This window comes from Ornithinimicrobium pekingense DSM 21552 (genome assembly GCF_000421185.1).
Classification (GTDB): domain Bacteria; phylum Actinomycetota; class Actinomycetes; order Actinomycetales; family Dermatophilaceae; genus Ornithinicoccus; species Ornithinicoccus pekingensis.
Genome location: NZ_ATWJ01000012.1, coordinates 297,233 through 321,966 on the forward strand (window position 1 = coordinate 297,233; position 24,734 = coordinate 321,966).

Consider the following 24,734-nt stretch of genomic DNA (forward strand, 5'->3'; position numbering starts at 1 on the left):
ACTACGCCAGCAGGTCGTCCAGCATTCCCGGGGTGGCCCGGCGGGCCAGCCGCACCGCGGCGTCCACCGGGATGTCGGGGGCGGTGACCTGCTCGGGCCCTGCCGCCGTCGTGGCCACGAGGTCGCACAGGTCGCGGCGCCGCTGGAAGAACGACTGCTGCACGACCCACCCGATGACCCCGGCGACCTCGAGGACCTCGCGCGTGCGCACGAACGCCCCGGTCTGGACGACCAGGTGCCGCTCGGTCAGGCCGTGGCCGAGGTTGCGCCACGCGCTGTCGGCGACCACCGCGTTGAGGGCGCCGAGCACGACCAGGACGGCCACCGGCCCCCAGCCGGGCAGCCGGTCGAACCACCACGCGTCGGTGAGCCACGTGGGCACCGCGAGCAGGCCGGCGACGACGAGCGTGCCCCACTGGTGGCGCAGGTGGATGCGGCGCCGGGCGCGGGGCCCGTGCCCGGTGAGCTCCATCGTCAGCGCGCCGGTCTCCTCCAGGAGCTCGTGGCCCACGTCGGTGACCACCTGCCGGGGGGCCGGCGGCAGCACCTTGACGGTGCCGCCGCTGCCCACGCCGGTGGCGATCGCGGTCAGCTCCGCGCCGCGCACGAGGCGCAGCAGGAAGGGCTCCCCCATCCGCGCGCCGCGGACCTTGGCCCGCTCGACGGTCTGGCTGTGCGTGGTGAGCAGGCCCCGGGTGATGCGCAGGTTGCCCTGCCCCTCGCGCACGACCCGCAGGTTCCACCAGGTGAGCACGTAGGTGACCGTGGAGACCACCACCCAGCCCACGACGACGGCCACGGCCACCATGGCCAGCAGCACGAGCACGGCCTGCGCGACGACCCACGCCCAGGCGTCCTGGGCGACCTCGACCTGGTCGACGGGCAGGTCGTCGCCGACCTGGCTGAGCACGCCGACAGCCCCGGCGACGACCACCAGGCTGGAGAGGCTGAAGGGCGCGTAGCGCAACCAGCTCCAGTCGATGCGCGCCAGCTCGGCCTCGGCCTGCGGGTATGGCGTGCCGCTCGCGTCGGCGGGGCCGGCAGGCTGGTCCCCGGGCCTGAGGGTCGCGTCGTCCGGCCCGGGTGCGGCGTTCTCCTCGGATGTGCGCCGCAGCAGGAAGGTCCGCAGCTCGGTGGCCTGCTCGCGGCTGACGCCGTCGAGCTCGATGCGGGTGCTGTCGACACCGGTGCCGACCTTGACCTTGGCCAGTCCCAGGACGCGGTGCAGCGGCGAGGACTCCACGTCGACGCTGCGGACGCGGTCCAGGGGCGCGGTGAGGATGCGCCGGCTGAGCAGCCCGGTGCGCAGCTGCAGCTGCTCGTCGGTGAAGCGGAAGCGGGTGATGAACCACGAGGCGACGCCGGCAAGCACGGCGATGACCGCGCCGGCAGCGGCCACGAGCAACCACCAGGGGCCACCGTCGTCACCTCGACCGACCCCGAACATGGCCAGCAGCAGCGGGACGGCGAAGGAGCCGAGGATCCGCACCGGGTGCACGAGCAGCATGCGCGGGCTCTGCCGCTGCCACTGCCCGGTGCCGCCGGGCACGGGCGGCCCGGCGACCGGTCCGGGGACGGCCGGGCCGGGATCCGCTGCGGGCACGACCGGCGCGCCGGTGGGCGGCGGCAGGTCGGGCACGGTCACGTCGCGTCCCCCCTGGCCTGCCCGGTGATGCGGGCCAGGTCGGCGGTCACCCGGTCGGCGAGGTCGCTGTCCAGGCAGGGGATGGTGATGGGGCCGGCAGCCGAGGCGGTGGTCACGGTGATGTTGGCCAGCCCGTAGAGCCGCATGACGGCGCCCCGGTGGGTGTCGACCGTCTGCACCCGTGACAGGGGCGCGATCCGCTGGTCGCGGGAGAGCCACCCCGTCTGGACGAAGACCCGCGCCCCGGTGACCTCCCAGCGCGTCCGGCGGAAGCGGATCGCGGGCTCGAGCACCACCTCGACGACGTTGACCGCCATCACCACGACGAAGAGCCACACCAGCGCGGTGGACCACCAACGGCCCTCGGGCAGGAACCAGGCCACGGCGAACAGCACGGCCCAGGTGACGACGCCGCCGATCAGGGAGTTGACCGTCCAGTAGCGGACGGCCCGCGGGCTGACCCGGTGCGCGGGCTCGCGCAGCCGACCGTGCGGCATACCTGCGGCCTGCGGCTCCGTCGCGCTGGTGGGGGCGGCGCTCATGTGAGCGTGGCGACCATGAGCGCCTTGATGGTGTGGAGCCGGTTCTCGGCCTGGTCGAAGACGACGCTGGCGGGCGACTCGAAGACCTCGTCGGTCACCTCGACGCCGGCGCGCAGCTCGGGACGGCGCGCCATGAGCTCGGCGCCGACCGTGGTCCTGTCGTCGTGGAAGGCGGGCAGGCAGTGCATGAACCGCACCCGCGGGTTGCCGGTCGCGGCCATGAGGTCGGCGTTGACCTGGTAGGGCAGCAGCCGGTCGATGCGCTCGTCCCAGGCCTCGGGCGGCTCCCCCATCGAGACCCACACGTCGGTGTGGACGAAGTCGACGCCGCGGACCGCCTCGGCGGCGTCGTCGGTGACCGTCAGCCGGGCGCCGGTCTCCTCGGCGACCCCGCGGCACAGCTCGACCACATCCGCGGAGGGCTGCAGCCCCTCGGGGGCGGCGATCCGCACGTCCATGCCGAGCTTTGCGCCCAGCAGCAGCAGCGAGTGACCGGTGTTGTTGCGGGCGTCGCCGAGGTAGGCGAAGGACGTCTCGTGCCGGTGCTTGTGCGTGTGCTCGCGCATCGTCAGGGCGTCGGCCAGCATCTGGGTCGGGTGCCACTCGTCCGTCAGGCCGTTGTAGACCGGCACCCCGGCGTGCCGGGCCAGCTCCTCGACCGTCGCCTGGCTGGCCCCGCGGTACTCGATGGCGTCGTACATCCGCCCGAGCACCCGGGCCGTGTCCTTGATCGACTCCTTGTGCCCGATCTGGGTGCTGGAGGGCTCGAGAAAGGTGGTGTGCGCCCCCTGGTCGGCCGCGGCCACCTCGAAGGCGGCGCGGGTGCGCGTGGAGGTCTTCTCGAAGACGAGCGCGACCGACCTGCCCACGAGGAGCCGTCGCTCCTGGCCCGAGGTCTTGGCCCGCTTGAGATCGTGCGCCAGGTCGACCAGGTATCGGATCTCGGCCGGCGTCTCCTCCACCAGCGACAGCAGGCTGCGACCCCTCAGGTTGACGGCCACGTGCGGTTCCTCCCTCGTGCGGCGACGGGCGTGCGGCCCGTCAGAGAGGTCAGCGTATCCGCCGGGCGGCATGGGTCGATATGCGGGGTGCTGAATGGGTATGCAATGCAGTGTGCGCGGATCAGGATGAGAAAACCCCGTCCACGCCGCGCGAGCGGTGGTGGACGGGGTCCTGGTGGAGCTGAGGGGATTCGAACCCCTGGCCTTCTCATTGCGAACGAGACGCGCTACCAACTGCGCCACAGCCCCGTGATGCGGCTCCCGACTATAGCACCGGCCCCGGCACCGGAAAAACTCCCGGCGGCACCACGGCCTCAGCCCACGCGGTCGATCCGCGGCAGGTCCTCGAACTCCTCCTCCAGAGCCATCTCCGTGCCGTCGGCGGGCAGCGTCGAGGTGCCGGGGAGCGGCCGGTAGGCCTTGGCCTTGAGGGTGTACGTGGGCGGCGGCACCGGCACGGGGTGCCAGGTCCCGTCCTCGGCGGGCGCCGGCGCCTGCTGGTCGGCCTCGGCTCCGTGGGGGACCGGCGCGGCCGGTGCGACGGCGGCCCGGGCGCCGGCGTCGACCAGCGACGCCTCGACGGCGTGCAGGTCGTAGAGCTCCGGCGTGGCCGACGCGGCGGGCCGGGCGGGCCTGCCGCGGGAGGTGGTGCGCAGCGTGGCGGCGACCGACTGCGCGGTGAACTCGTGCCCGTCCTGGGACGGGCGCCCGGCGTCGGCGACCGGACGCTCGACCGTGACGGCCGCGGGTCGCGCAGGGGCGGTCCGGCGCGGGGCGGCCGGGCGGCCGGCGGTGCGGGCCCGGCGTCGGGCCGAGCGCTGCCGGGCGACCGACCAGCGCACGAGCGCCACGGACAGGCCGCACAGGGCGACACCGAGGAGGGCGGCCCAGCGGGGCAGCACACCGGCCATGGACAGCCCGGTCAGCGCAGCCATGGCCACCCACCCGGCGAGCAGGCCCGAGGCCCGCAGCCGGGCGGCCCAGCGCGAGCGCCGCTGGGCCGGCGAGGGGCCGACCGCGGTCGCCCCGTGGGCGGTGCGGGCGTGCTTGACGACGACCTCCGGGCGGCCGGGGCGGGCGGGCCGCAGCGGCGAGGCGGCGTAGGAGCGGGGCGCGTCGGCCTCGGGCACGGGCAGCGAGCGGCGCCGCTCGAGGACGCGCATCGCCTCCGAGAAGCGGTCCACGGACCGGGCGGTGGCGAGGTGGTCGCGGCGACGGACCCAGTGCTGCACGAGGTAGACAGCCCAGACCGCCAGGATGACGACGAAGACGAGGCTGCTCACGGGGGGCACGGACGTCACGCTAGGGGCAGCCCGACCCCCAGCCAGGCAGGCGGTCGGAGTGTCGCAGAAGTTTCTGGTGTGACTGGCGTGATCTGCGAGCCACGGCTGCGGGGCCGGGTCACCGGCCCCCGGTCAGCCCTCCCGGCGCAGGCGCTCGACGAGCCCGCCGGCGGCATACCCGCCCGGTCGCAGGTCCTCGGCCAGGACGGCGAAGCACCGGTGGTCGCGCCACTGCCCGTCCACGTGCATCAGCCCCCGGCGCAACCCCTCCTCGGGCAGCCCCAGCCGGTGGACGACGGCGATGCTGGCGACGTTCTCGGGGCGGACGCCGACCTCGACCCGGTGCAGGCCCGCGCTCAGCAGCGCGTGGTCGACCAGGGTGGCCAGCGCCCAGGTGGCGTAGCCCCGGCCCGTCGACCCCTCGTCGAGCCAGTAGCCGGCCCAGCCGCTCGCCCGGGAGCCCCAGACGATGTCGAAGAGCTGCATCTGGCCCACGAGCTCGCCGTCGACGTCGATGACGAAGGGCAGCAGGCTGCCCTCACGCGCCGCGAGGTCCAACCCCCGGCGCAGCCGACGGAACGACAGCGGCCGCCGCACCTCCCCCGGCACCGTCGCCTCCCAGGGGGAGAGCCACGTCTCGTTGCGCCGGCGCAGGGACTCCCAGCCCGGCCGGTCCGCGCGCTCCAGCGGCCTCAGCGTGAGGAGCCGGCCGGAGGGCAGCACCGTCCGGCGGCTGACCGGCCAGCGCCAGCTCACGCCGGTCTGACCCAGTCCCCCGAGCGGCCCCCCGACTTGGCGGTGACCCGCACGTCGGTCACGGTCGCCAGCCGGTCCACGGCCTTGACCATGTCGATGAGCGCCAGCGCGGCGACGCTGACGCAGGTCAGCGCCTCCATCTCCACCCCGGTGCGGTCGGCGGTGCGCACCGTGGCGCTGATGTCGACCCCGCGGTCGTGCACCGTCAGGTCCACCTCGACACCGTGCACGGCGACCGGGTGGCACAGGGGCACCAGGTCCGGGGTCCGCTTGGCCGCCTGGATACCGGCGATGCGCGCCACGCCCAGCGCGTCACCCTTGGGCACGGTCCCGCCCCGCAGCGCCTCGACCGCCACCGGCGAGAGCAGCACGGTGCCCGCCGCGGAGGCGGTCCGTGCGGTGACCGCCTTGGCGGTGACGTCGACCATGTGCGCGGTGCCGTCCGTGCGCAGGTGGGTGAGCCCGTCCGGGGCCCGACCGTCCCCGAGGGGCCCGGAGCCGCCGGTCTCGCTCACGGCTGGTCCCCCGCGAGCCGCCCGTCGATCTCCCGGCGGGGGCGCAGGAGCACCAGCTCGACCTGCGACCCCACCCCGACCTCGGTCGCCTCCGCCGGGGAGACGGCCAGCGCGTCGGCCAGGGCCAGCCCCGCGACCATGTGCGAGCCGTGCCCCCCGACCGGCTCCACGGCATACTCCCCGGTGCTGTCGCGGGTCACCCGCACCCGCGTGTAGGTGCGACGGTCGGCGGCGCTGGGCCACCCCGCCGCGGCGAGGCCGGTGGTCGTCACGTCGCTGACGTGGCGCCCCGCACGCTTCTCCAGGGCGGGGCGGACGAAGACCTCGAAGCTGACGAGCGCGCTGACGGGGTTGCCCGGCAGCATGAAGACGGGCACCTTGCGCCGGCCCAGCACCCCGAAGCCCTGCGGCTTGCCCGGCTGCATCGCCACCTCGACGAACTCGGTCGAGCCCTCGCCGGTCAGCACTGCCTTGACGATGTCGTAGGCGCCCTTGCTCACCCCGCCCGTGGTGATGATCGCGTCGGCGTGGTCGAGGTGGTGCCGGATCTCCTTGCGCGTCGTGGCCTCGTCGTCGGGCAGGTGACCCACGTGCACCGGGAAGCAGCCGGCCTCGCGGACGAGGGCCTCGAGCATCGGCCCGTTGGAGTCGACGATCTGGCCGGGCCCGACGTGCTCGCCGAAGGGCACGAGCTCGTCACCGGTCGAGAGCACCACGACGCGCACCGGGCCGACGACCTCGACCTCCTCGACCCCCGCCGAGACCAGCGCGGCCAGCTGCGGGGCGGAGATCCGGGTGCCGGCCGGCAGCACCACCTCGCCCTCCCGGACGTCCTCGCCCGCGCGGCGGATGTTGGCGCCCTCCTCGGGGTGCACGCGGAACTGCGCCTCGCGCACGTGCCCGTCGGTGTCCTCCACCCGCACCACCGCGTCCGCGCCGACCGGCAGCGGCGCGCCGGTCATGATCCGCCAGGCCTTGCCCGGGACGTGCTCGCGCGGCAGCTGGTCGCCCGCGGCGACGTCACCGACCACCGGCAGCAGGACGGGGCTCTCCGGCGAGGCGCCCTGCAGGTCCTCGCGGCGCACGGCATACCCGTCCATGGAGGAGTTGTCGAAGCGGGGCAGGTCGGCCCTGCTGCGCACGTCGGAGACGGTGACCAGGCCGTGCGCCCGCGGCACGGGCAGCGTCTCGGTGGCGACCGGCTCGACCTGGCGCAGGATGTTCTCGAGGTGCTCCTCGACGGAGATCATCGACAGACCTTTCTCACGGGGGCGTGGTGACCAGCGTAGTCAGCCGGGCCACAATGACGCGGTGAGCGCACCCCCTGCCCTGCCGCCCTACGTCCCCACCGGCGACGTCGTCGCCGACAAGGTCACGTGGCGCCGCCTCGTGCGCGCCGCCCGCCGCGAGCTGGTGGACGGCTGGTCCGCGCGGGACCGGGCCTCGGCCGCGTGCTCGCTGGGGCAGGCGGCGCTGGAGGTGCTCGACAGGTATGCCGTGCGCCAGGGCCGCGGCGGCGTGGCCGGGATGTGCGTCACCGCCTTCGAGCCGATGCGCACCGAGCCGCCCGTGGACGGCCTGACGCAGGCGATGCTCGACGCGGGGGTGCGGGTGCTGGTGCCGGTCACGCTCGAGAAGCCGCGGCTGGACTGGGCCGACCTGACCGACCCCGGGCGCAGCCCGCTCGGCGAGCAGGTGCTGGCCGGGGTCGACCTCGCGTTCGTGCCGGCGCTGGCGGTCTCCCGGCACGGGGTGCGACTGGGCCAGGGCGGCGGCTACTACGACACGACGCTGCCGCGGCTGCGCGAGCTCTCGGGCGGCTCACCGGTCGTGGTCGTGCTGCACGACCACGAGGTGGTGCCGGCCGTGCCCGCCGACACCCACGACGCGGTGGTCGACGCGGTGCTGCGCCCCGCGACGGGGGCGATGCGGCTGCCGGTCGGCTGAGCGCCCGGCCGGGGCCGCTCAGCCGGGTGAGCTGTCCGGCACCAGGGTCAGGCTCGACTCGGCGGCCTCCTCGACCGCGGCGCCGGTGAAGGCCCACGGGTAGGTCTGGCCGTCGACCCAGGCCTGGGTCTGGTCCTTCCAGTTCGGGTGGAAGGGGTGGCCCGAGGTGCCGGTCTGGTTGACCCAGCGCGAAGCGTCGAGGTCGGCCAGGTCGACGACCATCCGCATCGAGGGCCCCGCGGTCACCGCGAAGGTGTCCGCGGAGGCGTCCCAGTTGAAGGCGTTGACCAGCGCGCTGCCCCCACCGACGGGGATCGGCTGCTGGCCGAAGATGCCGCTGACGACGTCGGGCACCGCGTCCCCGGAGAGGACCTCGTGCTCCAGGGTCACCTGGTGCAGCTGGCCCCAGCTCCAGTCGGCCGGGTCCTTGGACAGGGTGCTTGTCAGGTCGTTGCGCGCCTGGATCATCGCGGTCCGGATCACCTCGTCGCGGGACTCCAGGACGCCGGGCGTGCGCCGGTCGTCCCACCACGCGCTGTCGGGGCTGCGCAGCAGCTCCTCGACCAGCAGCATCGAGCGGGAGTTGCCCGTGGCGCCCAGGTCGGGGGGCAGCTCGTCGTCGAAGACCATCTCCAGGAGGTTGTCGTAGACCGCGTAGAAGTAGGCGGCCGCCGCGGACTGGTCGCCGCCCGCGGGGGCGGTCAGGTCCCACTCCCGCAGCAGCTCCTGGGCCTCGGTGTAGAAGTCGTTGCCCAGGTCGATGCGCAGCAGGTAGGGCACGAGCACCTCCGCGAAGGCGTTGTGGTCGTCCAGCTGCAGCTGCGTCATCGCGTCGACGGTGATCGGGGTGCCGGCCTCGATCTGCTCGGTCAGCAGGTCGAGGATGCGCGTGGAGCGGTAGCCCTTGTCGGGCTCGCTGGTGAGGAAGGGCGTGCTGCCGCGCACGACCGCCTGGTTGGCCGCCACGATCACGCCGTCCTCGGGGTTGAGCACCGAGGGCAGGTCCTCGAAGTCGACGAAGCCCTGCCAGGCGTAGGCCTCGTCCCACCCGGGGGCGGGCAGGTAGCCGGGCGGCGTGCCGTGGGTGGCGGAGCGGCGCAGCGGCACCTGCCCGGGGGCCTGGTAGCCGATGTTGCCCTCGGTGTCGGCGTAGAGCAGGTTCTGGGAGGGCACCGCGAAGTGGCGGGCCCCGTCACGGAAGCTCTCCCAGTCGGTGGCGGCGTTGATGGCGAAGACCGCCTCCGCCGTGCGCCCCGGCTGCAGGGCGGTCCAGGCCAGGGCGACCTCGTAGTCGTTGGAGGTGCGCACCCCGCCCAGCGGGGCGCCCTGGCCGAGGTCGCCGACCGCCTCCACGACGTCGGACATGATCGGCCCGTGCGAGCTGGCCCGCACGGTGAGCGTCTGGTCCTCACCGCCGGCGACCTTGATCGTCTCGGTGTGCACGTCCAGGGGCACGTAGTCGTCGCCACGCAGGACCCGGTCGCCGCGCACGTCCTCCAGGTAGAAGTCGGTGACGTCGGGGTCGAGGTTGGTGATGCCCCACGCGATCGAGGCGTTGTGCCCGATGATCACGCCGGGGAAGCCGGCGAAGGTGAAGCCGCTGACGTCGAAGGGGCAGCTTTCGGTCACCTCGCGGCAGTGCAGCCCGGCCTGCAGCCAGATCCCGGGCTGGGACACGCCCAGGTGCGGGTCGTTGGCCAGCATCGGGCTGCCGGTCGCCGTGTGCTGCCCGGCGACGACCCAGGAGTTGGAGCCGATGCCCTCGCCGGAGCCCATGAGGTCCGGGACCGCACCGAGGGCGACGCCGGTGGACTCGAAGGCCTCCTGCACCCCGGCGCGGGCGAGCCAGTGGTGGGTGCGGTCGGAGACGGGGCCGGGCGGGGCCGCCGGCTCCCCGCGCCGGGCCCGGTCGGCCGGGTCACCGGAGTCCGCACCGGGGGTCCCGCTGGTGCCGCCGCGGGCGTTCGCACCGTCGGCGGGGGCGGAGCGCTGCGGTGCCCACTCGTCGGGGCTGAGGATCGGCGGGTGGGAGTCGAGGGGGTAGTCGGGGTAGAGCTCGTCCAGCTGCGCCAGGCTGACCTGGCCGACGAGCCGGCCACGGGCCAGCTCCTCGGTGTAGTTGCCGCGCAGGTCCCAGGCCATGGCCTTGAGCCAGGCGAGGGAGTCCACCGGGTCCCACGGCTCCACCTGGTAACCGGGGGCCGACCGGGCGAGCACCGCATACTCCAGACCCATCCGGGAGGCGGAGCCGTGCTGCTCGATGTAGGCGTTGACCCCGGCGGTGTAGGCCTGCAGGTAGCCCCGCGCGGTGGGGTCGAGCAGCGGCAGCTCCTGCTCGGCGACCCGGCGCCACCCCATGGTCCGGATCACCCGGTCGGTCTCGACACCGCCCTCCCCGACGAGCTCGGCCAGGCGGCCGTTGACGACGTGACGGCGCAGGTCCATCTGGAAGAACCGGTCCTGGGCCGCGACGAAGCCCTGCGCGCGGAAGAGGTCCTCGGGGGTGTCGGCGTAGATGTGGGCGACGCCGAGCGCGTCCCGCACGACGTCCACCTGCCCGGTGAGGCCGGGGATCTCGATGTCGCCCGTGGTCTGGGGGAAGGCCCGCCGCGTCAGGCCGACCCCGAGCACGGCCGTGGCCACGGCGACCACCACCAGGATCGCCACCAAGGGCACGGCCACGCGCTGCCACACGGGTCGGGACACGCGGCCCAGCCTAGGTCACGATGCGAGGCGCGCCCGGAACGCCACGTAGAATGCAACCTCGTGCCCACCTACTCGTACTCCTGCAAGGACTGCGGCCACGCGTTCGACATCCAGCAGGCGTTCTCCGACGACGCCCTGACGGTGTGCCCGAACTGCTCCGGGACCTTGCGCAAGGTCTTCAGCGCCGTCGGTGTCGTCTTCAAGGGTTCCGGCTTCTACCGCACCGACTCCCGGGGCTCGGGGAAGTCCACGACCTCCTCGACGACCAGCTCCTCCTCGGGCTCGTCCACGGGGTCGCCCTCGGGCGAGGGGTCCTCCTCGAGCGCCAAGCCGTCCCCGGCCGGGGCCGGTTCGAGCGGCTCGGGCGGGTCGTCCACATCCTCGGGCTCCTCGTCGAGCTCCTCCACAGGCGCGGCCTGAGGGCCTGACGGGTATGCGGCCGCGCTCCTAGCGTCGGCCCGTGCCCCTTGCTCACCTCCGTCGCCGCCCGCCGTCAGCCACCTCTCGGTTGACGCTGCCCCGCCGGACCAGGACGCTGCTGCGCCGGCTCCTCGCCGCCCTCCTGGCCGCGGCCGCCGTGGGCGGGACCGCCTACGCCGCGCTCGGCCGCCCGCCCGAGGGCGGCGTCGCGGTGGTGGTGGCCACGCGCGAGGTCCCGGTGGGGGCCGTGCTCTCCTCCGGCGACGTCACGGTCAGACGGCTGCCGCCGGACGCCGTCCCGGTGGCGGCCCTCTCCGAGCCGGCCGAGGTGGTCGGCCGCCCCGCTGCCGCCGTGCTGTCCGAGGGCGAGGCGCTGACCCGCCACGACGTGCGCACCGGGTCGCTGCTCGCGGGCCAGCCCGAGGGCAGCGTGGCCGTCTGGCTGCCCCTGGCCGACCCGGCGGTCGCCGAGGCCCTCTCCGCCGGTGACCGTGTCGACGTGCACTCCCCCGTCGACGGCCGGCGCGTGGTCGAGGACGTGCTGGTGGTGGCCGTGCGGTCCGGGGCCTCCTCGTCCTCCGGCCTCATCGGGGGCGGCGGGCTCGCGCGGGAGGCAGGAGGCGTCTGGCTGGCCCTGTCCTCGGAGCACGCGGCGGCCGTGGCCGCAGCCCGCGGGGCAGACCCGTCCGGAGCGGCGCTCCTGCTGGCCGTCCACGCGGCACCGCACCGCTAGGCAGGCCCGGCGGCCTCCGCTACGCTCGTCCGCGGCAGGTCGCCCTCGCGGCACGCGGGGGCAGGGCCGTCACATCACCCAGACCCGGACCAGGCACCACTGCGTCCGGCGGAAAGGACAAGGGCCATGCTCAAGGGCTTCAAAGAGTTCATCATGCGCGGCAACGTCATCGACCTCGCCGTCGCGGTCGTCATCGGCGCAGCCTTCGCCGCCGTGGTGGAGCAGGTCGTCTCCAGCCTCGTCACCCCGATCCTGAACGCCGCAGGGGGTGCGGAGGTCGGTGGCCTGAAGTGGGAGATCATCTCCGGCCGGGAGGACACCGCGATGGACTTCGCGGCCATCATCAACGCGATCATCGTCTTCCTCATCACCGCCGCGGTCGTCTACTTCGTCCTGGTCCTGCCGATGAACAAGTTCAACGAGATGCGCATGCGCGGCAAGGAGGCCCCGGAGGAGGTCAGCGAGGAGCTCGCCACCCTGCGCGAGATCCGCGACCTGCTCGCCAACCGCCGCACCGACGGCGCCGTCTGACCGGACGCGCCGGCCCCGGGGCGGCACGCTTCGTCCCGACCAGGCCCCGGCACCGCGGGTGCCGGGGCCTCGTCATGCCCCGACCTGGCCGGCACCATGTGCACGACCCACTCACCTGAGTGGCCTGTGCCCGACCGAGCGGCCGAAGGCGTGCACGACCCACTCACCTGAGTGGCCTGCGCCCGGCGCCGCGACCCGGACGGGGCTGCGCCGCCGCGCCCCCTCAGTCCCAGTGCGGCGGCCGCTGGTCCCTGATCCAGGCGTCGCGCGCGTCCGGGGACAGGCCCGGGGGTGGCGTGGCCGGCCGGGTGGCCCGCGGACCGGCCGGCACGTCGTCGGCGCGGTCGGCCTCGGGGTTGGTCGGCGGGGCGTCGACCCGTCGGTGACGCCGCCGGCGTGCGTGAACGGGCCCGCGTGCCGGACCCTGCCCGGGGTCGCTCGCGGTGTCCCGGGGGTCGGCGCCGCTCATGAGGACCGGTCGGCGGCCTCGCGCTGGGCGTGAAGCACCCGCACCACCTCGCGGGCCGGGTCGGTGAAGACGTCGGTGCTGCGGACGCGCAGCGGCACCCAGCCCATGCGCGTGAGCTGGTCGTGGCGCAGGCGCAGGTCGTCACGGCCCGGTCCCGCGCCGTGGGCCGCCGGGTGCACGTCGCTGTCCACCGCGACCACCATCCGGGTGCCGTCCGAGGACGCCACGGCCAGGTCGAGGGCGTGCGGACCGTGGGCATAGCCCTCCACGACCGTCAGGTTCTCCTCGCGCAGGCGACGGGTGAGCTCGGCGAGCACCGCCGAGCCGTTGCCGTGCCCGGACTGCCCCCGGAAGGACAGGGCCCGCCGGAGCACGTCGGCGCCCTCGCCGTCGGGCCAGGAGCTGACGGTCAGGGGCGTCACGACGTCGACCCGGCGCCGCGCCGCGGCGATCGCGGTCGTGGCCAGCCGTGCGTCGCGCACGAGGTGCTGGTGCGGGCCGGTGACCCACACCACCCGGTCGCGCACCTCGCCGGCCACCCGGCGCAGCGGGCGCACGAGCAGGGGCTCGAGCACGGAGTCGTCGTCGGTCAGCGCGGGCGCTCCCGGGCCGGTCAGGTCGGCCAGCGCGCCCCGCAGGGCCTGGTCGACGTCCTCGGCGGTGGCCTCGTCGTCGGTGACGACCATCAGGCTGTCCTCGGGAGCGGTGGCGGCGTGCTCCAGCAGGAGCGCCACGGCGGAGGCCACCTGGGCCGAGACGGGTCCCTCCTCGACGTGCTCGCGCACCGCGGCGTCGCGGCATACCCCGGGGAAGCTGTGCACCGGCACCGGCATGACCCCCGCGAGCGGGGCGACGAGGCCCTGGTCCAGCGCCCGGTAGTGGCTCTGCAGGTGGCGCACCGGCAGCACCCCCGAGGCGTCGTCGAGCAGCGAGGGGCCCCCGTCGTCCGGCGTGTCGCCCTCCACCTTGGGGTCGGCCACGACCGAGAAGGGCACGGGCCCGAGGCCGCCGCTGTCACCCACGACGAGGACACGGCGTCCGTGCGCCAGGGCGGGCACGGCGCGCGCGGTCGTGGTCCGCCCGGCGCGCTCCACCACGACGAGGTCGAAGGTCGTGTCCGGGGGCAGGACGGAGGGCACCGCCAACGGTGAGGCGAGCACCACCGGCTGCGCGCCGAGCACGATGTCGGGTGCCCGGCTGATCATGTCGCGCAGGTCGACGGCACCGACCTGGGTCCGCTCCACCGCGCGTTCCCAGGCGGTCAGCTGCGAGGCGTGCGCGGACAACGTCCGACGCAGCCGGCGCAGCACGGCGCGGCGGGCACGCAGCGCGTTGCGGCGCAGGTGGGCACGGTCGGCACGACGGAACGTCCGCTCGGCCTCCCGCACCGCGTCGGCGGTCATCTGCTGGGGGACGTCGTCGGAGCGCAGGTGGACGAGCAGGGAGGATCGGTGCACGAAGCGCACCTCCGAGGCCACGCGCTCGGCCGGCACCCCCCGTCGCGCCAGGTCGTCGACGAGCTCGCCGAGGCCCTGCTCACGCAGCGGCTCCAGCAGCGGGTGTGCCGTCGCCGCCACGGGCGCGCGGTCGGCACGGGCGTCGAGGGTGACCAACCTCTCCAGCACGATGTCGAGGTGCACGGTGGCGAGGTCCTTGCCGAGCGGGCGCCCGGCGAAGACCTTCCCGAGCCAGGCGAGGTCCTCGCCGATCGGGGTGTATGCGGCGAGCGCCTCCTCCCAGCCCTCGGGGGCCGCGGGGCGGGCCGCCTTGCCGGCGACGGACTCCCACTCGGCGCGCTCGTCGCGGGCCAGGCGCACCCGCCGCGGCAGGTCGGCCGGCGGGGTGCCGGGGCGCAGGAGCGAGCGGACCTGACGGCGCAGGCGCGCCCGGGCAACCGCACCGGGTCGCTCGGCGACCTCGTCGCGGTCGGCCGTCGCCGCCACCATCTCCTCCAGCGGCGCGTCGTAGATCTGCGGGGTGAAGATGTCGAGCGTCTCGGCGGCCCGGGAGATCAGGTCGAGCCGGTGCCCCCACTGCTGCAGGTTGGCCGGCGCCGGCATCCCCGCCTCCCGCGCGACCTTCTCGGCCATCTCGCGGGCGTCGGTGAACTCGCCGGTCACCAGGCGGGCGACGACCTCGGTGGCCCGGGCGGCCTCGTCGGGGGAGGTGAGGCGGGCGGCATACCAGGGGTCTTCGGCCCGACCCCGGGGCCAGGCGTCCGCCGCGGCGGCCTCGATGAGCGCGTCGGTGACGGCCGACAGCTCCTCCTCGCCGACCGGGCGCAGCACCTTCAGCGGCAGGCGGACCCGCGACGACGGCGGGTGCTCCAGGGCGGCCAGGGCGGCCAGGTCGTCCTGCACCTGCGCCAGCGAGAGCTCCCACGGCCGGTGGGCGTGGTGGAGCACCTGGTGGTCGCGGCGCAGGACGTCGAGGGCGTCGGAGCGGGCCGGCAGAGGGTCGGCCCCGAGGTCGGGCTCCTCCTCCCGGGCGAGCCGGTCGAGGGCGTGCCGCACGGTGCCGACCGCGGTCCGCATCGAGGCCGGGTCCTCGGCCAGGTGCAGGCACAGGTCGCCGAGACCGACGTGGTCGAGACGACGCTGCAGCGCGTCGAGCGCGGTGCGCTCCTCGGAGGTCACCAGCACCGTGCGCCCCTCGGAGACCGCGGCGACGACGACGTTGGCGATGGTCTGCGTCGCCCCCGTGCCGGCGGGCGTGTCCAGGACGAGGCTCGCGCCGCGCACGGCCTCGTCGACGACCAGCCGCTGCGCGCGGTCGGCGTCCAGGGCCGAGAGCTCCTGGGCAGGGTCGTCGGCCCGCTCCGGGTCCGGCCCGGGCGAGCTGAGCGGGACGTCCGCGCCGGCGAGCGCCGCGACGGTGTCGTGGGCGGCCAGGCCCTGGACGTCACCGGTGTAGGTCGTCACCAGCGGCAGCTTGGCCCACGGGAAGGTGCTGATGACCATCTGCGGACCGATGGCGAAACCGGTCATCTCGCGGCAGATGTCCTCCAGCGCCTGGTAGGTCATCCGGGGGTCGAAGCCGTGGTCCTGCGCGGACAGCCCGGCCAGCATGGCGGGGTCGAGGTCCAGGTGGGCCTCGCTGCGGAGGTAGTGCTCGAGCACCGGGTTGAAGACCACGTCCTCGTGCAGCTCGAGCAGGTAGTCGGAGTGCGCGGGGTCGGTGGGGGTGATGCGGCAGCTGCGCAGCAGGACGGGCGCCCGGGGCGGCACGGGCACGCGGTGCAGGGTCCAGGTCGCCAGGCCGATCGCCAGGAAGCCGGCCTCCACGCCGTGCTCGCGCCTCAGCTCGCCCACCTTGTCGCGGATCGCGCCGATGCGCCGGGCCGCGTCGGCCAGCGCGACCTGCTCGCGGACCAGCTCGGAGAGCAGCGTGGCCCGCCCCGACAGCAGCTTGGCGACGCCGCCGGGATGGGCGAGGTTGAGGTCGAAGGTGCCGGTCAGCGAGGTGCGGTGCCACAGCAGGGTGTTCGGCCCGCCGAGGTCGGCGACCTCGTGCCGCCACCGGGTCCGGGCACGCTTGACGGCCTCGACCCGGGCAGGGTCGAGGGCTGGGGATCGGCGTGCCGGGGTCACGGCCTCAGGCTAACCACTCGGCGCCGTGCAACCGTGAAGGCTCCGAGCGCGAGTGCGGCGGCACCGGCCACGACGCACAGCGTCCCGTAGCTCCAGACGTCCATCACCACGCCCGCGAGCGCCCCGCCCGCCGCGGCCGACAGCCCCATGACCAGGTCGGCCGCACCCTGCACGGCGGCGCGCTCGGCGACCGGGACCGACCCGGCGACCGTGCCCGACCCGGCGACCATCGTGCAGGACCAGCCGAGACCCAGGAGCACCAGTCCCGCGGTCAGCCCCGCGGAGAACCCGTCCGTCGACAGGCCCGCGAGCAGGCACGCCAGGACCAGCAGCGCCACGCCGAGCAGCACGACGCGGGCCGCCCCCCACCGGTCGGTGAGCTGGCCGGCGACCGGCGACAGGCCGTACATGCCCAGGATGTGCAGGGAGATGACCAGCCCGATGACCTCGATCACCGCGTCGCCGTGGCGCATGTGCAGCGGCGTCATGACCATCACGGCCACCATCACGACGTGCCCGGTGGTGACCGCGACCGTGCCCCACAGCGCGGCCGGCGTGGCCAGGATGAGGCGCAGGCCCTCGGTCACGTGACCCTTGCGGGCCGCGACGGGCAGCAGCTGCTCCTCGGCCGGGCGGGCCCGGTGCGCCAGGTCGCGCGACAGCTGCAGCGGGTCCGGCCGCAGCAGCACCTGGAGCAGGACGGCCGCGAGCAGGAAGCCGGCCATCGACAGCACCCACGCGCCGGCCAGCGGGGCGACCCCCAGGCGCTCGGCGACCCACTTGCCGGGGCCGATGAGGTTGGGCCCGAGCACGGACCCGACGGTGGTGGCCCAGACGACCCAGCTGAGCTGACGCCCGCGGCGCTCCGGCGGGGCCAGGTCCGTGGCGGCATACCTGGCCTGGCTGTTGGCCGTCGAGGACGCGCCGAAGAGGGTGGTGCCCAGCAGGAGCAGCCAGAAGCTGCCGACGGTCGCGGCGGTGATCGCCAGCAGGGCGCCCACCGACCCGATCAGGTATGCCGTGACCAGCCCGGGCCGGCGACCGCGGGTCGCCATGATGGCGGCGACCGGCACCGTGAACAGGGCGCCGCCGAGCACCTGGGTGGTGTTGGCCAGGCCCGAGAGGGCGTCGCTGCCGCTGACGTCGGCGGCGACGATCGCCGCCACCGCGATACCGCTGGCGACGCCGATCCCGCCCAGCGTCTGGCTGCCCATGAGGGTGGGGATCGTCCGTCGCTGGGTGGCGGCAGCCTCCTGCGCGAGGCCGTGCGTCTGCGTCACCTCGGCACTATCGCACCCGCCCGCCGGTGCCGGTCCGCTGGCCCCGCCGGCGACGTGCCGGCGCCTGGTCGAGGCGCGTCAGCCGGCGTGGGCCACGGCCGAGCTGCGGTCGTTCTCCCAGACCTGCACGCTGACCAGACCGGGCTGGAGCGGGGCGAGCCGCTCCACCAGCCACACGGCGATGACCTCGGCCGACGGGTGCCCCAGCAGCTCGACCAGGTCGGCCCCGTCGAGCCGGTCCAGCACGGGACCCGCCCGCAGGTCCAGCTCGGCGAAGTCGACCACGAGGCCCCGCTCGTCCAGCGGGCCGGCGACGGTCAGCACCACCCGGTAGCGGTGGGGTCCCGTGCGGGCGCCGAGCACGTGCGGCAGCGACCGTGCCGCGGCGAAGGAGAGCTCGCGGGTGACCTGGACGGTGCGGGACGCCATACCGGGCAGGGTAGACCGGGGCGCAGACCGATCCGTGAGAAGATCTCCCGTGGCGCCCCGGCCGTCCGGGGCCCCGCCCTCGTAGCTCAGGGGATAGAGCACCGCTCTCCTAAAGCGGGTGTCGCAGGTTCGAATCCTGCCGGGGGCACTGTGCATCTGTGCAGGTCAACGTGCTGCCGATGCTCACAGACTGCCTCCCAGGTCGATCCCCTGCCCCATCTTGGGACGTGTTTGGGACGTGAATGCCCGGTTCACCCTTTCGATCGCTGCCCGGTCGGCGTCGGTGCCCATCAGGTGCCCGTAGGTGTCGAGGGTGAGCTTGGTCGAGCTGTGGCCCAGCCACGAGGCGATGGTCTTGATGTCCACGCCGGCCGCGATCCACAGGCTCGCCGCGGTGTGGCGTAGGTCGTGCGGACGTCGACCGGCGGCCGTCGCGTTCCAGTGCACGTCGCGGCGCCAGTTCTGCGCATGCAGGTAACCGCCGTGCGGCGCTGGGAAGAGCAGATCGTCCGGCTCCCGGGTGGCAGCCCGCGCCTCGACCGCGGGGAGAGCCAGCGACAGCAGGGGGACGACGCGGCTGCGGCCGCTCTTGGTGGTGGACCTCTCGATGACCTTGCCCGTCCGACCCGACTGCGGCAGCGACCTGGACACCACCAGGGCTGGGTAGGGCACGCGTGTGACGTCCCGTACCCGCAGCCCCCGCAGCTCCCCGAAGCGCAGCCCTGTCAGGCCGAGGATCAGCGTGACGTCGGCCAGGTCGCCGGCGAGCTCTCGGTGCTCGTCCACCAGCGCGAGCAGCTCGTCCAGCGTGAAAGGACGCACTTCCGCGCCCGCGCTCGGCGCGTCCGGGCGGGGCATCCGCACAGCGGCGGCCGGGGAGTCCCGGATGACCCTCGCTCGCACCGCGTAGTCGAAGAGCCCGCGAAGCGTCGTCCGCACCCTCGCTGCGGTCCCGATCGAGCGGGAAGACGCAAGGTCGGCCAGGAACCGCTCGACCTGCAGCCGGTTCACCGAACCTGTCGACCGCTGGCCGAACACCGGGAGGATGTGGACGCGAAGGGCGCTCTCGTCCGACTCCCACGCCCGCACCGAGACCTGTCCCCGACGGACCTCGAGAAAACCCTTGGCCACGTCGGCGACGCTGACCCTGCCGGCTGACGGGGAGACGAAGTCGCCCATGAGGATGAGTTGCTGCTGCTCCCGCTCCCACGCGACGGCGTCCCCGCGCCGCTCGAACGAGCGGGTGGCGACGATCCGGCTTCGATGCCACACCCTGACGCGGTAGCGGCGCCCGCGCTTCTCGATCACTCCAGCACCTCTCGTTGCGCCTCCAGCCAGTCGTTGAGGTCCGACGGCTTGAAGAACACCCGGCGGCCGACCCGGATCGCCGGGGCGAACCGGCGCTGGAGCCGGAGGTAGTTGAGAGTGTTCGGCGAGATGTGGCACCACCGGGCAGCCTCCTCGATGGTGAGCAGCTCGATGGGGCTGATGGTCTGAGACATGGCGTTGACGTCCTTCCACTCGTGGTCAGCACTTGCTGCTGTGATCCCTAAAGCGTCGAGATCGATCCCAGGGACTCACCGTCTTCTCCCATTCAGCCAGTTCCGACCGTCTGACGATCGACCCCAGACCAAGATTGTGGACAGACCCGCCCGTCAGCCTCCGAGCCAGCCGCTCACCGGCGGCCCGACACCATGCCCCCACGACGACCGCTCCTCGACCCCACAGTCCGACGACCGACGACCCGCCGCGACCCGCACCTGCAGAACCACAGGGAAGGACACACCTACTGCACTCGGCTCGCAGGTGAGACCCAGGAGTGCGCTCCTCCGCTTATGGGGTGGAGATGATGACGATGCACAAGCTCTCGGCCGGGTCCGGGTACACCTACCTGACGCGCCAGGTCGCGGTGCACGATTCAACGGAGAAGCGCCAGGTCGGCCTCGCGAACTACTACGAGGAGAAGGGCGAGGCGCCCGGGCGCTGGCTGGGCACTGGGCTGGTCGGGCTCGACCTGGCCGAGGGTGAGGTCGTCACCGAGGCGCAGATGCGGCTGCTGTTCGGGCAGGGCCGCCACCCGCGTTCCGATGAGCCCAGGGCCGCCGCGAACGGGTGGGGTCCGTTGGGGCGGGCGTTCCCGACCTTCGATGCCACGTCCCTGCGGCAGGTGACGGCGCTGGCGTTCAGCGAGCACAACACTTCGCGGGGCCTGGTGTGGAACGCCCCCATCCCGGTGGAGGAGCGGGCAGCGATCCGCACCCAGGTCGCCCTGAAGGTTTTCGAGCAGCGCCACGGCCGCGGCCCGGGCGACGAGGCCGAGCTGACGAGGTTCCTCGCGAGGGCGTCGCGGCCGGCGCAGGTGCCGGTGGCAGGGTTCGACCTGACGTTCTCGCCGGTGAAGTCGGTCTCGACCCTGTGGGCCCTCGCCGCCCCGGAGATCGCCGAGCAGGTGGAGGCTGCGCACCAGGACGCGGTCCGAGCGACGCTGGCCATGCTGGAGCGTGAGGTCGCGTTCACCCGGGTCGGCAAGGGCGGCATCCGCCAGGTCCCGGTGACCGGGTTGGTCGCGGCGGCGTTCGACCACCGCGACTCCCGCACCGGTGACCCGGACCTGCACACCCACGTCGTCGTCTCGAACAAGGTCCAGTCCCTGCCGGAGGATGGCGGACGGTGGCTCACGTTGGACGGGCGGATGCTGTTCAAGGCCAAGGTGATGGCCTCTGAGCACTACAACACCCACCTCGAAGCCGGCCTCGTCGAACGGCTCGGCGTCGCCTTCTCCGACCGCCCAGGGGTGGAGGGCAAGCGGGCGGTGCGGGAGATCGAAGGCATCGACCCCGCCCTCCTGGCCACCTGGTCGTCGCGGCGGCAGGCGATCGAGACCCGTCAGCGGGAGCTCGCCTCGGCCTTCCTGGCCGACCACGGCCGGACCCCCACCGCGGTCGAGTCGCTCGCCCTGGCGCAGCAGGCGAACCTGGAGACCCGCCCCGGAAAGCACGAACCCCGCTCCGAGGCCGAGCAACGCCACGCCTGGCGAAAGCAAGCCATGTCAGTGCTCGCCCCCGCGGGACGCAGCCCGGAGGAGATGGTCGCGAGTGCGGTGGGGGCGGGGTGGAGACGCACCCGGGAGCGCGGCGGAGACGTTCGTATCGTCGCAGGTCACGAGGTGGAGACGCTCCAGCGACGCATCCCGGAATTTCAGGGTCGGGAGGTGCGTCCCCAGATTCTCGCCGCCCGGGTCCTGTCGGTGCTGGAAGGGTCGCGGGCGACGTGGCAGGTGTGGCACGTGCGCGCCGAGACGCTGCGCCAACTCCGCACCGCCCAGGTGCCCCTGGCCCGGCTCGAGGAGCACGCATGCGAGGTCGAGCGCTGGGTCCTGCAGCGCTTCTCGGTGCCGGTCGGAGTGCCGCCGCAGCTGGGCGAACCTGAGGTGCTGCGCCGCCCGGACGGGCAGTCTGCCCACAGCGTGCACGGCAGCCAGACCTACACCTCCCGGCCGATCCTCGCCGCCGAGGAGGAGCTCCTCACCCTGGGGTTGCGCCGTGACGGTCGACAGGTCACTCCGGACGTGGTCGAGACCGTCCTGACCTCCCAGAGCGAGGACTGTCCACTCCTGGACCGCTCGCAGGCGGCGATGGTCCGCACCCTCGCGAGCAGCGGGTGCCGGGTGCAGGTCGCCCTCGCGCCGGCCGGTGCCGGGAAGACCGCCGCGCTGCGGGTGCTAGCCCGGGCCTGGGAGGCCTCCGGCGGCACTGTCCTGGGCCTGGCCCCGACCGCGGTCGCCGCCGAAGAGCTCGGCAAGGCCAGCGGCATCCACGCCGACACCCTTGCCAAGCACCTCCACCAGACCACCGTAGGCGGAGCGGTCGGCCCGGGGACATTGGTGCTGATCGACGAGGCCGGGATGGCCGGCACCCGCGACCTGGCCGAGGTGGCCCGTCAGGTCGTGGACGCCGGTGGCAGCGTGAGGCTGGTCGGGGACGACCAGCAACTGGCCGCCGTCGCCGCCGGCGGGATCTTCCGTGACCTGGCCCTGCAGGGCAACGCGCACGGCACCACCGCCACCCTGACCGAGCTGCACCGGTTCACCGACCCCGCCGAAGGAGCCGCCACCCTCGCCATACGTGACGGCGACCCCGCCGGCCTGGACCACTACGTCGATCACGACCGCCTCCACACCGGCGACACCGGGGACATGGTCGAGGCCGCGTACGCGGCCTGGGTTGCCGACCAGCGCACCGGACTGTCCAGCCTGCTGCTGGCCGCGACCAGGGACACCGTGCGCGAGCTGAACCAGCGCGCCCGGACCCACCGCCTCGAAGCTAGTGAGCAACCGCCCGGCCGCGACGTGAGCCTGGGCGACGGCACCCGAGCCAGTGCTGGCGACACCGTGACCACCCGCCGCAACGACCGCACGATCCTCGCCGGGGACGGGTCCTGGGTCAAGAACGGCGACCGGTGGCGCCTCCTCGCCGTCCGCCCCGACGGCGCTCTTTCAGTGGAACGCCAAGATCGAAGCTCCCGCACGGGGGCTGCCCGTCAGGCCACCCTCCCCGCGGAATACGTGGCCGAGCATGTGCAGCTGGGGTACGCGAGCACCATCCACGGCGCACAGGGCGCGACCGTCGACACCACCCACACCGTCCTCAACGGAGCAGAGACCCGCCAGGCGTTGTACGTCGCCCTCTCCCGCGGCAGGCAGTCCAACCACGTCTATTTGGCCACACCCACCGCCTCGCTGGACGGTGTCGGGCCCGAGGTGCAGGACACGGTCGTGGAGCCGCGGCAGGTGCTCACCGACATCCTCGCCCGCGACGGCCGCGCCCTGTCCGCGACAACCGTCGAGCGCGGTGACGCGGCCCAGCTGCTGCGCCAAGCGGTGCTGGCCTACCAGGACGCCCTACCGGTCCTGGCCCAGCAGCATCTCGGGCCCGAGCGCAGGGCCGCGCTGGACGACGCGCTCGAGCGGTGGGTACCGGGCCTCACCGCACAGCCGGCCTACCCGCACCTGCGCGGCCAGCTCGCGCTGCGCTGGGTCGACGGCACACCACCGCAGCAGGTGCTCGAGGAGGCGACCTGGTACCGCGGCACCCAAAGCGTGACTGAGGCCGACGACCCCGCCGCTGCCCTCGCCTGGCGTGTCGCCGGCGCCACCCCGCCCTCGCACCGGGACGCGCCCCTGCCCTGGCTGCCCGACGTCCCATCCGTCCTCCGGCAGGACACGGGCACGAGTGACTACCTCGACCGGCTCACCCACCGGATACACGACCTCAAGCAGCGCGTCGCCGACGAAGCCCAGCAGGCTGGTGCGTCCGACCGGGTGCCCTGGCAACGCACCCTGCCCCCGGACGTCGACGGCCAGCTCATCAGCGACCTCGCCGTCTGGCGAGCCGCCCACGACATCCCACCCACCGAGCCGAGCCCGACGGGGCCGCCGACCAAAGAACCCCAGGCAGCCAGGCACCAGTCTCGGCTCATCCGCCGACTGGCAGTACCGTCACCCGTCTCCTCTACGGCCACCGCAGACGCCGCCAGCGACAGGCTCCGAGCCAGTCAACGACGGGCAGAGCGTCAACGACTCCATGACGGCACTTCCCGCCACCTGCTTGGTCCGTCACGATGACCGTATCCACCACAAGAGTGCGGAAGGGCACGGTCGATACATCGCTGTACCGCCGATGAGCGGGCTTCTTGGAAAGGCGCGCGGGCGTACTAATGGCGGCGGTGCTCACCCTTCCAGCCCTGCCTCGCAGCGCACGAACCCGGCTAGCAGACTTGGTGGCCTAGTCCCCGGCTCCGTAGAGACGGTCATCGGGGGGCGTCTCTGGGCACAACTCCTCCAAGGTCATCAGATCAAGGCCTTCGGTCGCCGTCCAGTGCTCCCGTCCGGTCAGCGCGTAACGTTCTACAAACGTCTCGAAACTCGGTGGCGATGATGCCTCCACGCCTTGGTCTCGAAGACACTGCGTCACCTCGGTCCTGTTCCAGTCATAGATGGCGCGCAGCTGGTCCACGGAGTAGGGCTCGAAGTACTTGTCCTCCAGGGGGTACCGGGCGTAGCAGACGTACTGGGACAACTTCATGGCCTCGGCTTGATCCTTCGAGAACTCGATGGCCTGTTGGCCGTGCTGATCGGTCACAGAGGGAAACCCCTGCTCAGCCATGCACTCGAAGTGCACGTCGTTCGCTTCGGCCAGGGTGACGCTTCTCACGGGGAGGACCTCAGGCGGATCTCCGTCGAGGTTCAACGAGCGCCAGTATGGGTCGAGGGTCTCCTGGAACGTCTGTGGTCGTGTTGGGTCGTTAGATTCGACGGCATCGCGTATGTCGTCATCCGACATTGACGCGCCAGGCTCCTGCATTCCGCTCGGCGCAGAGGTGGCAGAACCGGAGTCCGCTGCTGAGGGAGATGATGATGGGCTCGTAGCGGCAGTTTCACTACTGCTGCTGTCGCCCCTGTCAGGTTCCGTGCAACCGACGACGGCCAGCAGCACGAGGGCGCAGACTGGCAGCAACGAGGTGCGTTCTCGATCCGTGTGCATGGCTCCCCCATCGGTGACCCACTATCGACCCAGTGGTGGTGGCCGGAGGAGCACGACAGTCCTCCGTCCGAGTGCCCAGCCGCCCAGGGTGACGTGACGATACACCCCACCGATCTCAGAATCTCGACCAAAGGCCATGGCGATCAGCATGGCCACGATCGAGCAGACCATCGCACCGCAGAGGCTCCCGCACGGGGCTCCACCGCCACCCGGACCAGCCCAACACCAGCGAGCAGCCGTTTACCGGATTTGCCGCTGTGAACGCGTAGCGTCCGACCATGCCGCTGTGAACGCGTAGCGTCCGACCATGCCGCTGTGAACGCGTAGCGTCCGACCATGCCGCTG

20 protein-coding genes, 2 tRNA genes and 1 pseudogene are annotated in these 24,734 nt (G+C 73.5%); 6 read left to right on the top strand and 17 right to left on the bottom strand.

Annotation, left to right across the window (positions count from 1 at the left end; translation table 11 throughout):
• Window position 1 precedes the first annotated feature (1 nt).
• The 8 genes from K330_RS0114300 to K330_RS21465 all read right to left on the bottom strand — a co-directional run bounded on the left by K330_RS0114300 (window position 2) and on the right by K330_RS21465 (window position 6,992).
• A complete protein-coding gene (locus tag K330_RS0114300; protein ID WP_022922504.1) occupies window positions 2-1,645 on the bottom strand; it encodes a PH domain-containing protein in 1,644 nt (547 codons plus the stop codon).
• Window positions 1,642-2,187 carry a PH domain-containing protein gene (locus K330_RS21450; protein WP_022922505.1) on the bottom strand — a complete coding sequence of 182 codons (546 nt, stop codon included), beginning with the start codon at window positions 2,185-2,187 and terminating at the stop codon, window positions 1,642-1,644. Before K330_RS21450 ends, K330_RS0114300 begins: the two co-directional genes overlap by 4 nt.
• A complete protein-coding gene (gene argF, locus K330_RS0114310) occupies window positions 2,184-3,188 on the bottom strand; it encodes an ornithine carbamoyltransferase (RefSeq protein WP_022922506.1) in 1,005 nt (334 codons plus the stop codon). The genes K330_RS21450 and argF overlap by 4 nt, the downstream gene beginning before the upstream one ends.
• Before the next feature lie 173 nt (window positions 3,189-3,361).
• A tRNA-Ala gene (locus K330_RS0114315) sits at window positions 3,362-3,437 on the bottom strand.
• Between the two features lie 65 nt (window positions 3,438-3,502).
• Window positions 3,503-4,480 carry a hypothetical protein gene (locus tag K330_RS21455; RefSeq protein ID WP_156875820.1) on the bottom strand — a complete coding sequence of 326 codons (978 nt, stop codon included), beginning with the start codon at window positions 4,478-4,480 and terminating at the stop codon, window positions 3,503-3,505.
• Between the two features lie 123 nt (window positions 4,481-4,603).
• Window positions 4,604-5,227, bottom strand: a complete 624-nt coding sequence (locus tag K330_RS21460) for a GNAT family N-acetyltransferase (protein ID WP_022922508.1) — start codon at window positions 5,225-5,227, stop codon at window positions 4,604-4,606.
• The gene (moaC, locus tag K330_RS0114330) at window positions 5,224-5,742 is read right to left on the bottom strand and encodes a cyclic pyranopterin monophosphate synthase MoaC (RefSeq protein ID WP_022922509.1); all 519 of its coding nucleotides are present in this window, start codon (window positions 5,740-5,742) and stop codon (window positions 5,224-5,226) included. Before moaC ends, K330_RS21460 begins: the two co-directional genes overlap by 4 nt.
• Window positions 5,739-6,992, bottom strand: coding sequence for a molybdopterin molybdotransferase MoeA (locus tag K330_RS21465; RefSeq protein WP_022922510.1), 1,254 nt, complete (start codon window positions 6,990-6,992; stop codon window positions 5,739-5,741). The genes moaC and K330_RS21465 overlap by 4 nt, the downstream gene beginning before the upstream one ends.
• Before the next feature lie 61 nt (window positions 6,993-7,053).
• Here K330_RS21465 and K330_RS22875 point away from each other — a divergent pair, with 61 nt between their 5' ends.
• Complete coding sequence (locus K330_RS22875) at window positions 7,054-7,689, top strand: 5-formyltetrahydrofolate cyclo-ligase (RefSeq protein ID WP_051145622.1); 636 nt, start codon at window positions 7,054-7,056, stop codon at window positions 7,687-7,689.
• Between the two features lie 18 nt (window positions 7,690-7,707).
• Here K330_RS22875 and K330_RS0114345 read toward each other — a convergent pair whose 3' ends face one another.
• Window positions 7,708-10,395 (bottom strand): penicillin acylase family protein, encoded by a 2,688-nt coding sequence (locus K330_RS0114345; RefSeq protein ID WP_029202700.1) that lies wholly within the window; start codon window positions 10,393-10,395, stop codon window positions 7,708-7,710.
• A 60-nt stretch (window positions 10,396-10,455) separates the two neighbouring features.
• Between K330_RS0114345 and K330_RS24605 the strand changes: the two are divergent.
• Window positions 10,456-10,596, top strand: a pseudogene (locus tag K330_RS24605) (FmdB family zinc ribbon protein); the annotation flags it as partial.
• A 14-nt stretch (window positions 10,597-10,610) separates the two neighbouring features.
• On the opposite strand, the gene K330_RS24610 reads toward K330_RS24605, so the two are convergent.
• Window positions 10,611-10,802: a hypothetical protein gene (locus K330_RS24610; protein WP_029202701.1), complete on the bottom strand. Its 192-nt coding sequence runs from the start codon at window positions 10,800-10,802 to the stop codon at window positions 10,611-10,613.
• 101 nt (window positions 10,803-10,903) lie between these two features.
• Here K330_RS24610 and K330_RS21480 point away from each other — a divergent pair, with 101 nt between their 5' ends.
• Window positions 10,904-11,548 (top strand): SAF domain-containing protein, encoded by a 645-nt coding sequence (locus tag K330_RS21480; protein ID WP_022922513.1) that lies wholly within the window; start codon window positions 10,904-10,906, stop codon window positions 11,546-11,548.
• Window positions 11,549-11,674: 126 nt separating this feature from the next.
• Window positions 11,675-12,079, top strand: a complete 405-nt coding sequence (gene mscL / locus K330_RS0114365; RefSeq protein WP_022922514.1) for a large conductance mechanosensitive channel protein MscL — start codon at window positions 11,675-11,677, stop codon at window positions 12,077-12,079.
• Window positions 12,080-12,302: 223 nt separating this feature from the next.
• On the opposite strand, the gene K330_RS0114370 is transcribed toward mscL, so the two are convergent.
• The 4 genes from K330_RS0114370 to K330_RS21485 all read right to left on the bottom strand — a co-directional run bounded on the left by K330_RS0114370 (window position 12,303) and on the right by K330_RS21485 (window position 17,847).
• On the bottom strand, window positions 12,303-12,548 hold the full coding sequence (locus tag K330_RS0114370; protein WP_022922515.1) for a hypothetical protein: 246 nt from the start codon (window positions 12,546-12,548) through the stop codon (window positions 12,303-12,305).
• Window positions 12,545-16,138: a hypothetical protein gene (locus K330_RS24565; protein ID WP_022922516.1), complete on the bottom strand. Its 3,594-nt coding sequence runs from the start codon at window positions 16,136-16,138 to the stop codon at window positions 12,545-12,547. The genes K330_RS0114370 and K330_RS24565 overlap by 4 nt, the downstream gene beginning before the upstream one ends.
• Window positions 16,135-17,418 (bottom strand): MFS transporter, encoded by a 1,284-nt coding sequence (locus tag K330_RS0114380; protein ID WP_029202702.1) that lies wholly within the window; start codon window positions 17,416-17,418, stop codon window positions 16,135-16,137. The genes K330_RS24565 and K330_RS0114380 overlap by 4 nt, the downstream gene beginning before the upstream one ends.
• Window positions 17,419-17,496: 78 nt before the next feature.
• Window positions 17,497-17,847, bottom strand: a complete 351-nt coding sequence (locus tag K330_RS21485; RefSeq protein WP_022922517.1) for a 6-pyruvoyl trahydropterin synthase family protein — start codon at window positions 17,845-17,847, stop codon at window positions 17,497-17,499.
• A gap of 75 nt (window positions 17,848-17,922) precedes the next feature.
• Here K330_RS21485 and K330_RS0114390 point away from each other — a divergent pair.
• A tRNA-Arg gene (locus K330_RS0114390) sits at window positions 17,923-17,995 on the top strand.
• Between the two features lie 35 nt (window positions 17,996-18,030).
• On the opposite strand, the gene K330_RS0114395 is transcribed toward K330_RS0114390, so the two are convergent.
• Together K330_RS0114395 and K330_RS0114400 are read right to left on the bottom strand one after the other, a co-directional pair.
• On the bottom strand, window positions 18,031-19,155 hold the full coding sequence (locus tag K330_RS0114395; protein WP_029202703.1) for a tyrosine-type recombinase/integrase: 1,125 nt from the start codon (window positions 19,153-19,155) through the stop codon (window positions 18,031-18,033).
• A complete protein-coding gene (locus K330_RS0114400) occupies window positions 19,152-19,349 on the bottom strand; it encodes a helix-turn-helix domain-containing protein (RefSeq protein ID WP_029202704.1) in 198 nt (65 codons plus the stop codon). Before K330_RS0114400 ends, K330_RS0114395 begins: the two co-directional genes overlap by 4 nt.
• Before the next feature lie 347 nt (window positions 19,350-19,696).
• Between K330_RS0114400 and mobF the strand changes: the two genes are divergently transcribed.
• Entirely contained in the window at window positions 19,697-23,470 is a 3,774-nt protein-coding gene (mobF, locus tag K330_RS21490; RefSeq protein WP_169448577.1) for a MobF family relaxase, read from the top strand.
• A 160-nt stretch (window positions 23,471-23,630) separates the two neighbouring features.
• Here the strand turns inward: mobF and K330_RS0114410 are convergent, their stop codons facing one another.
• A complete protein-coding gene (locus tag K330_RS0114410) occupies window positions 23,631-24,188 on the bottom strand; it encodes a hypothetical protein (protein WP_022922520.1) in 558 nt (185 codons plus the stop codon).
• Between the last annotated feature and the right edge of the window lie 546 nt (window positions 24,189-24,734).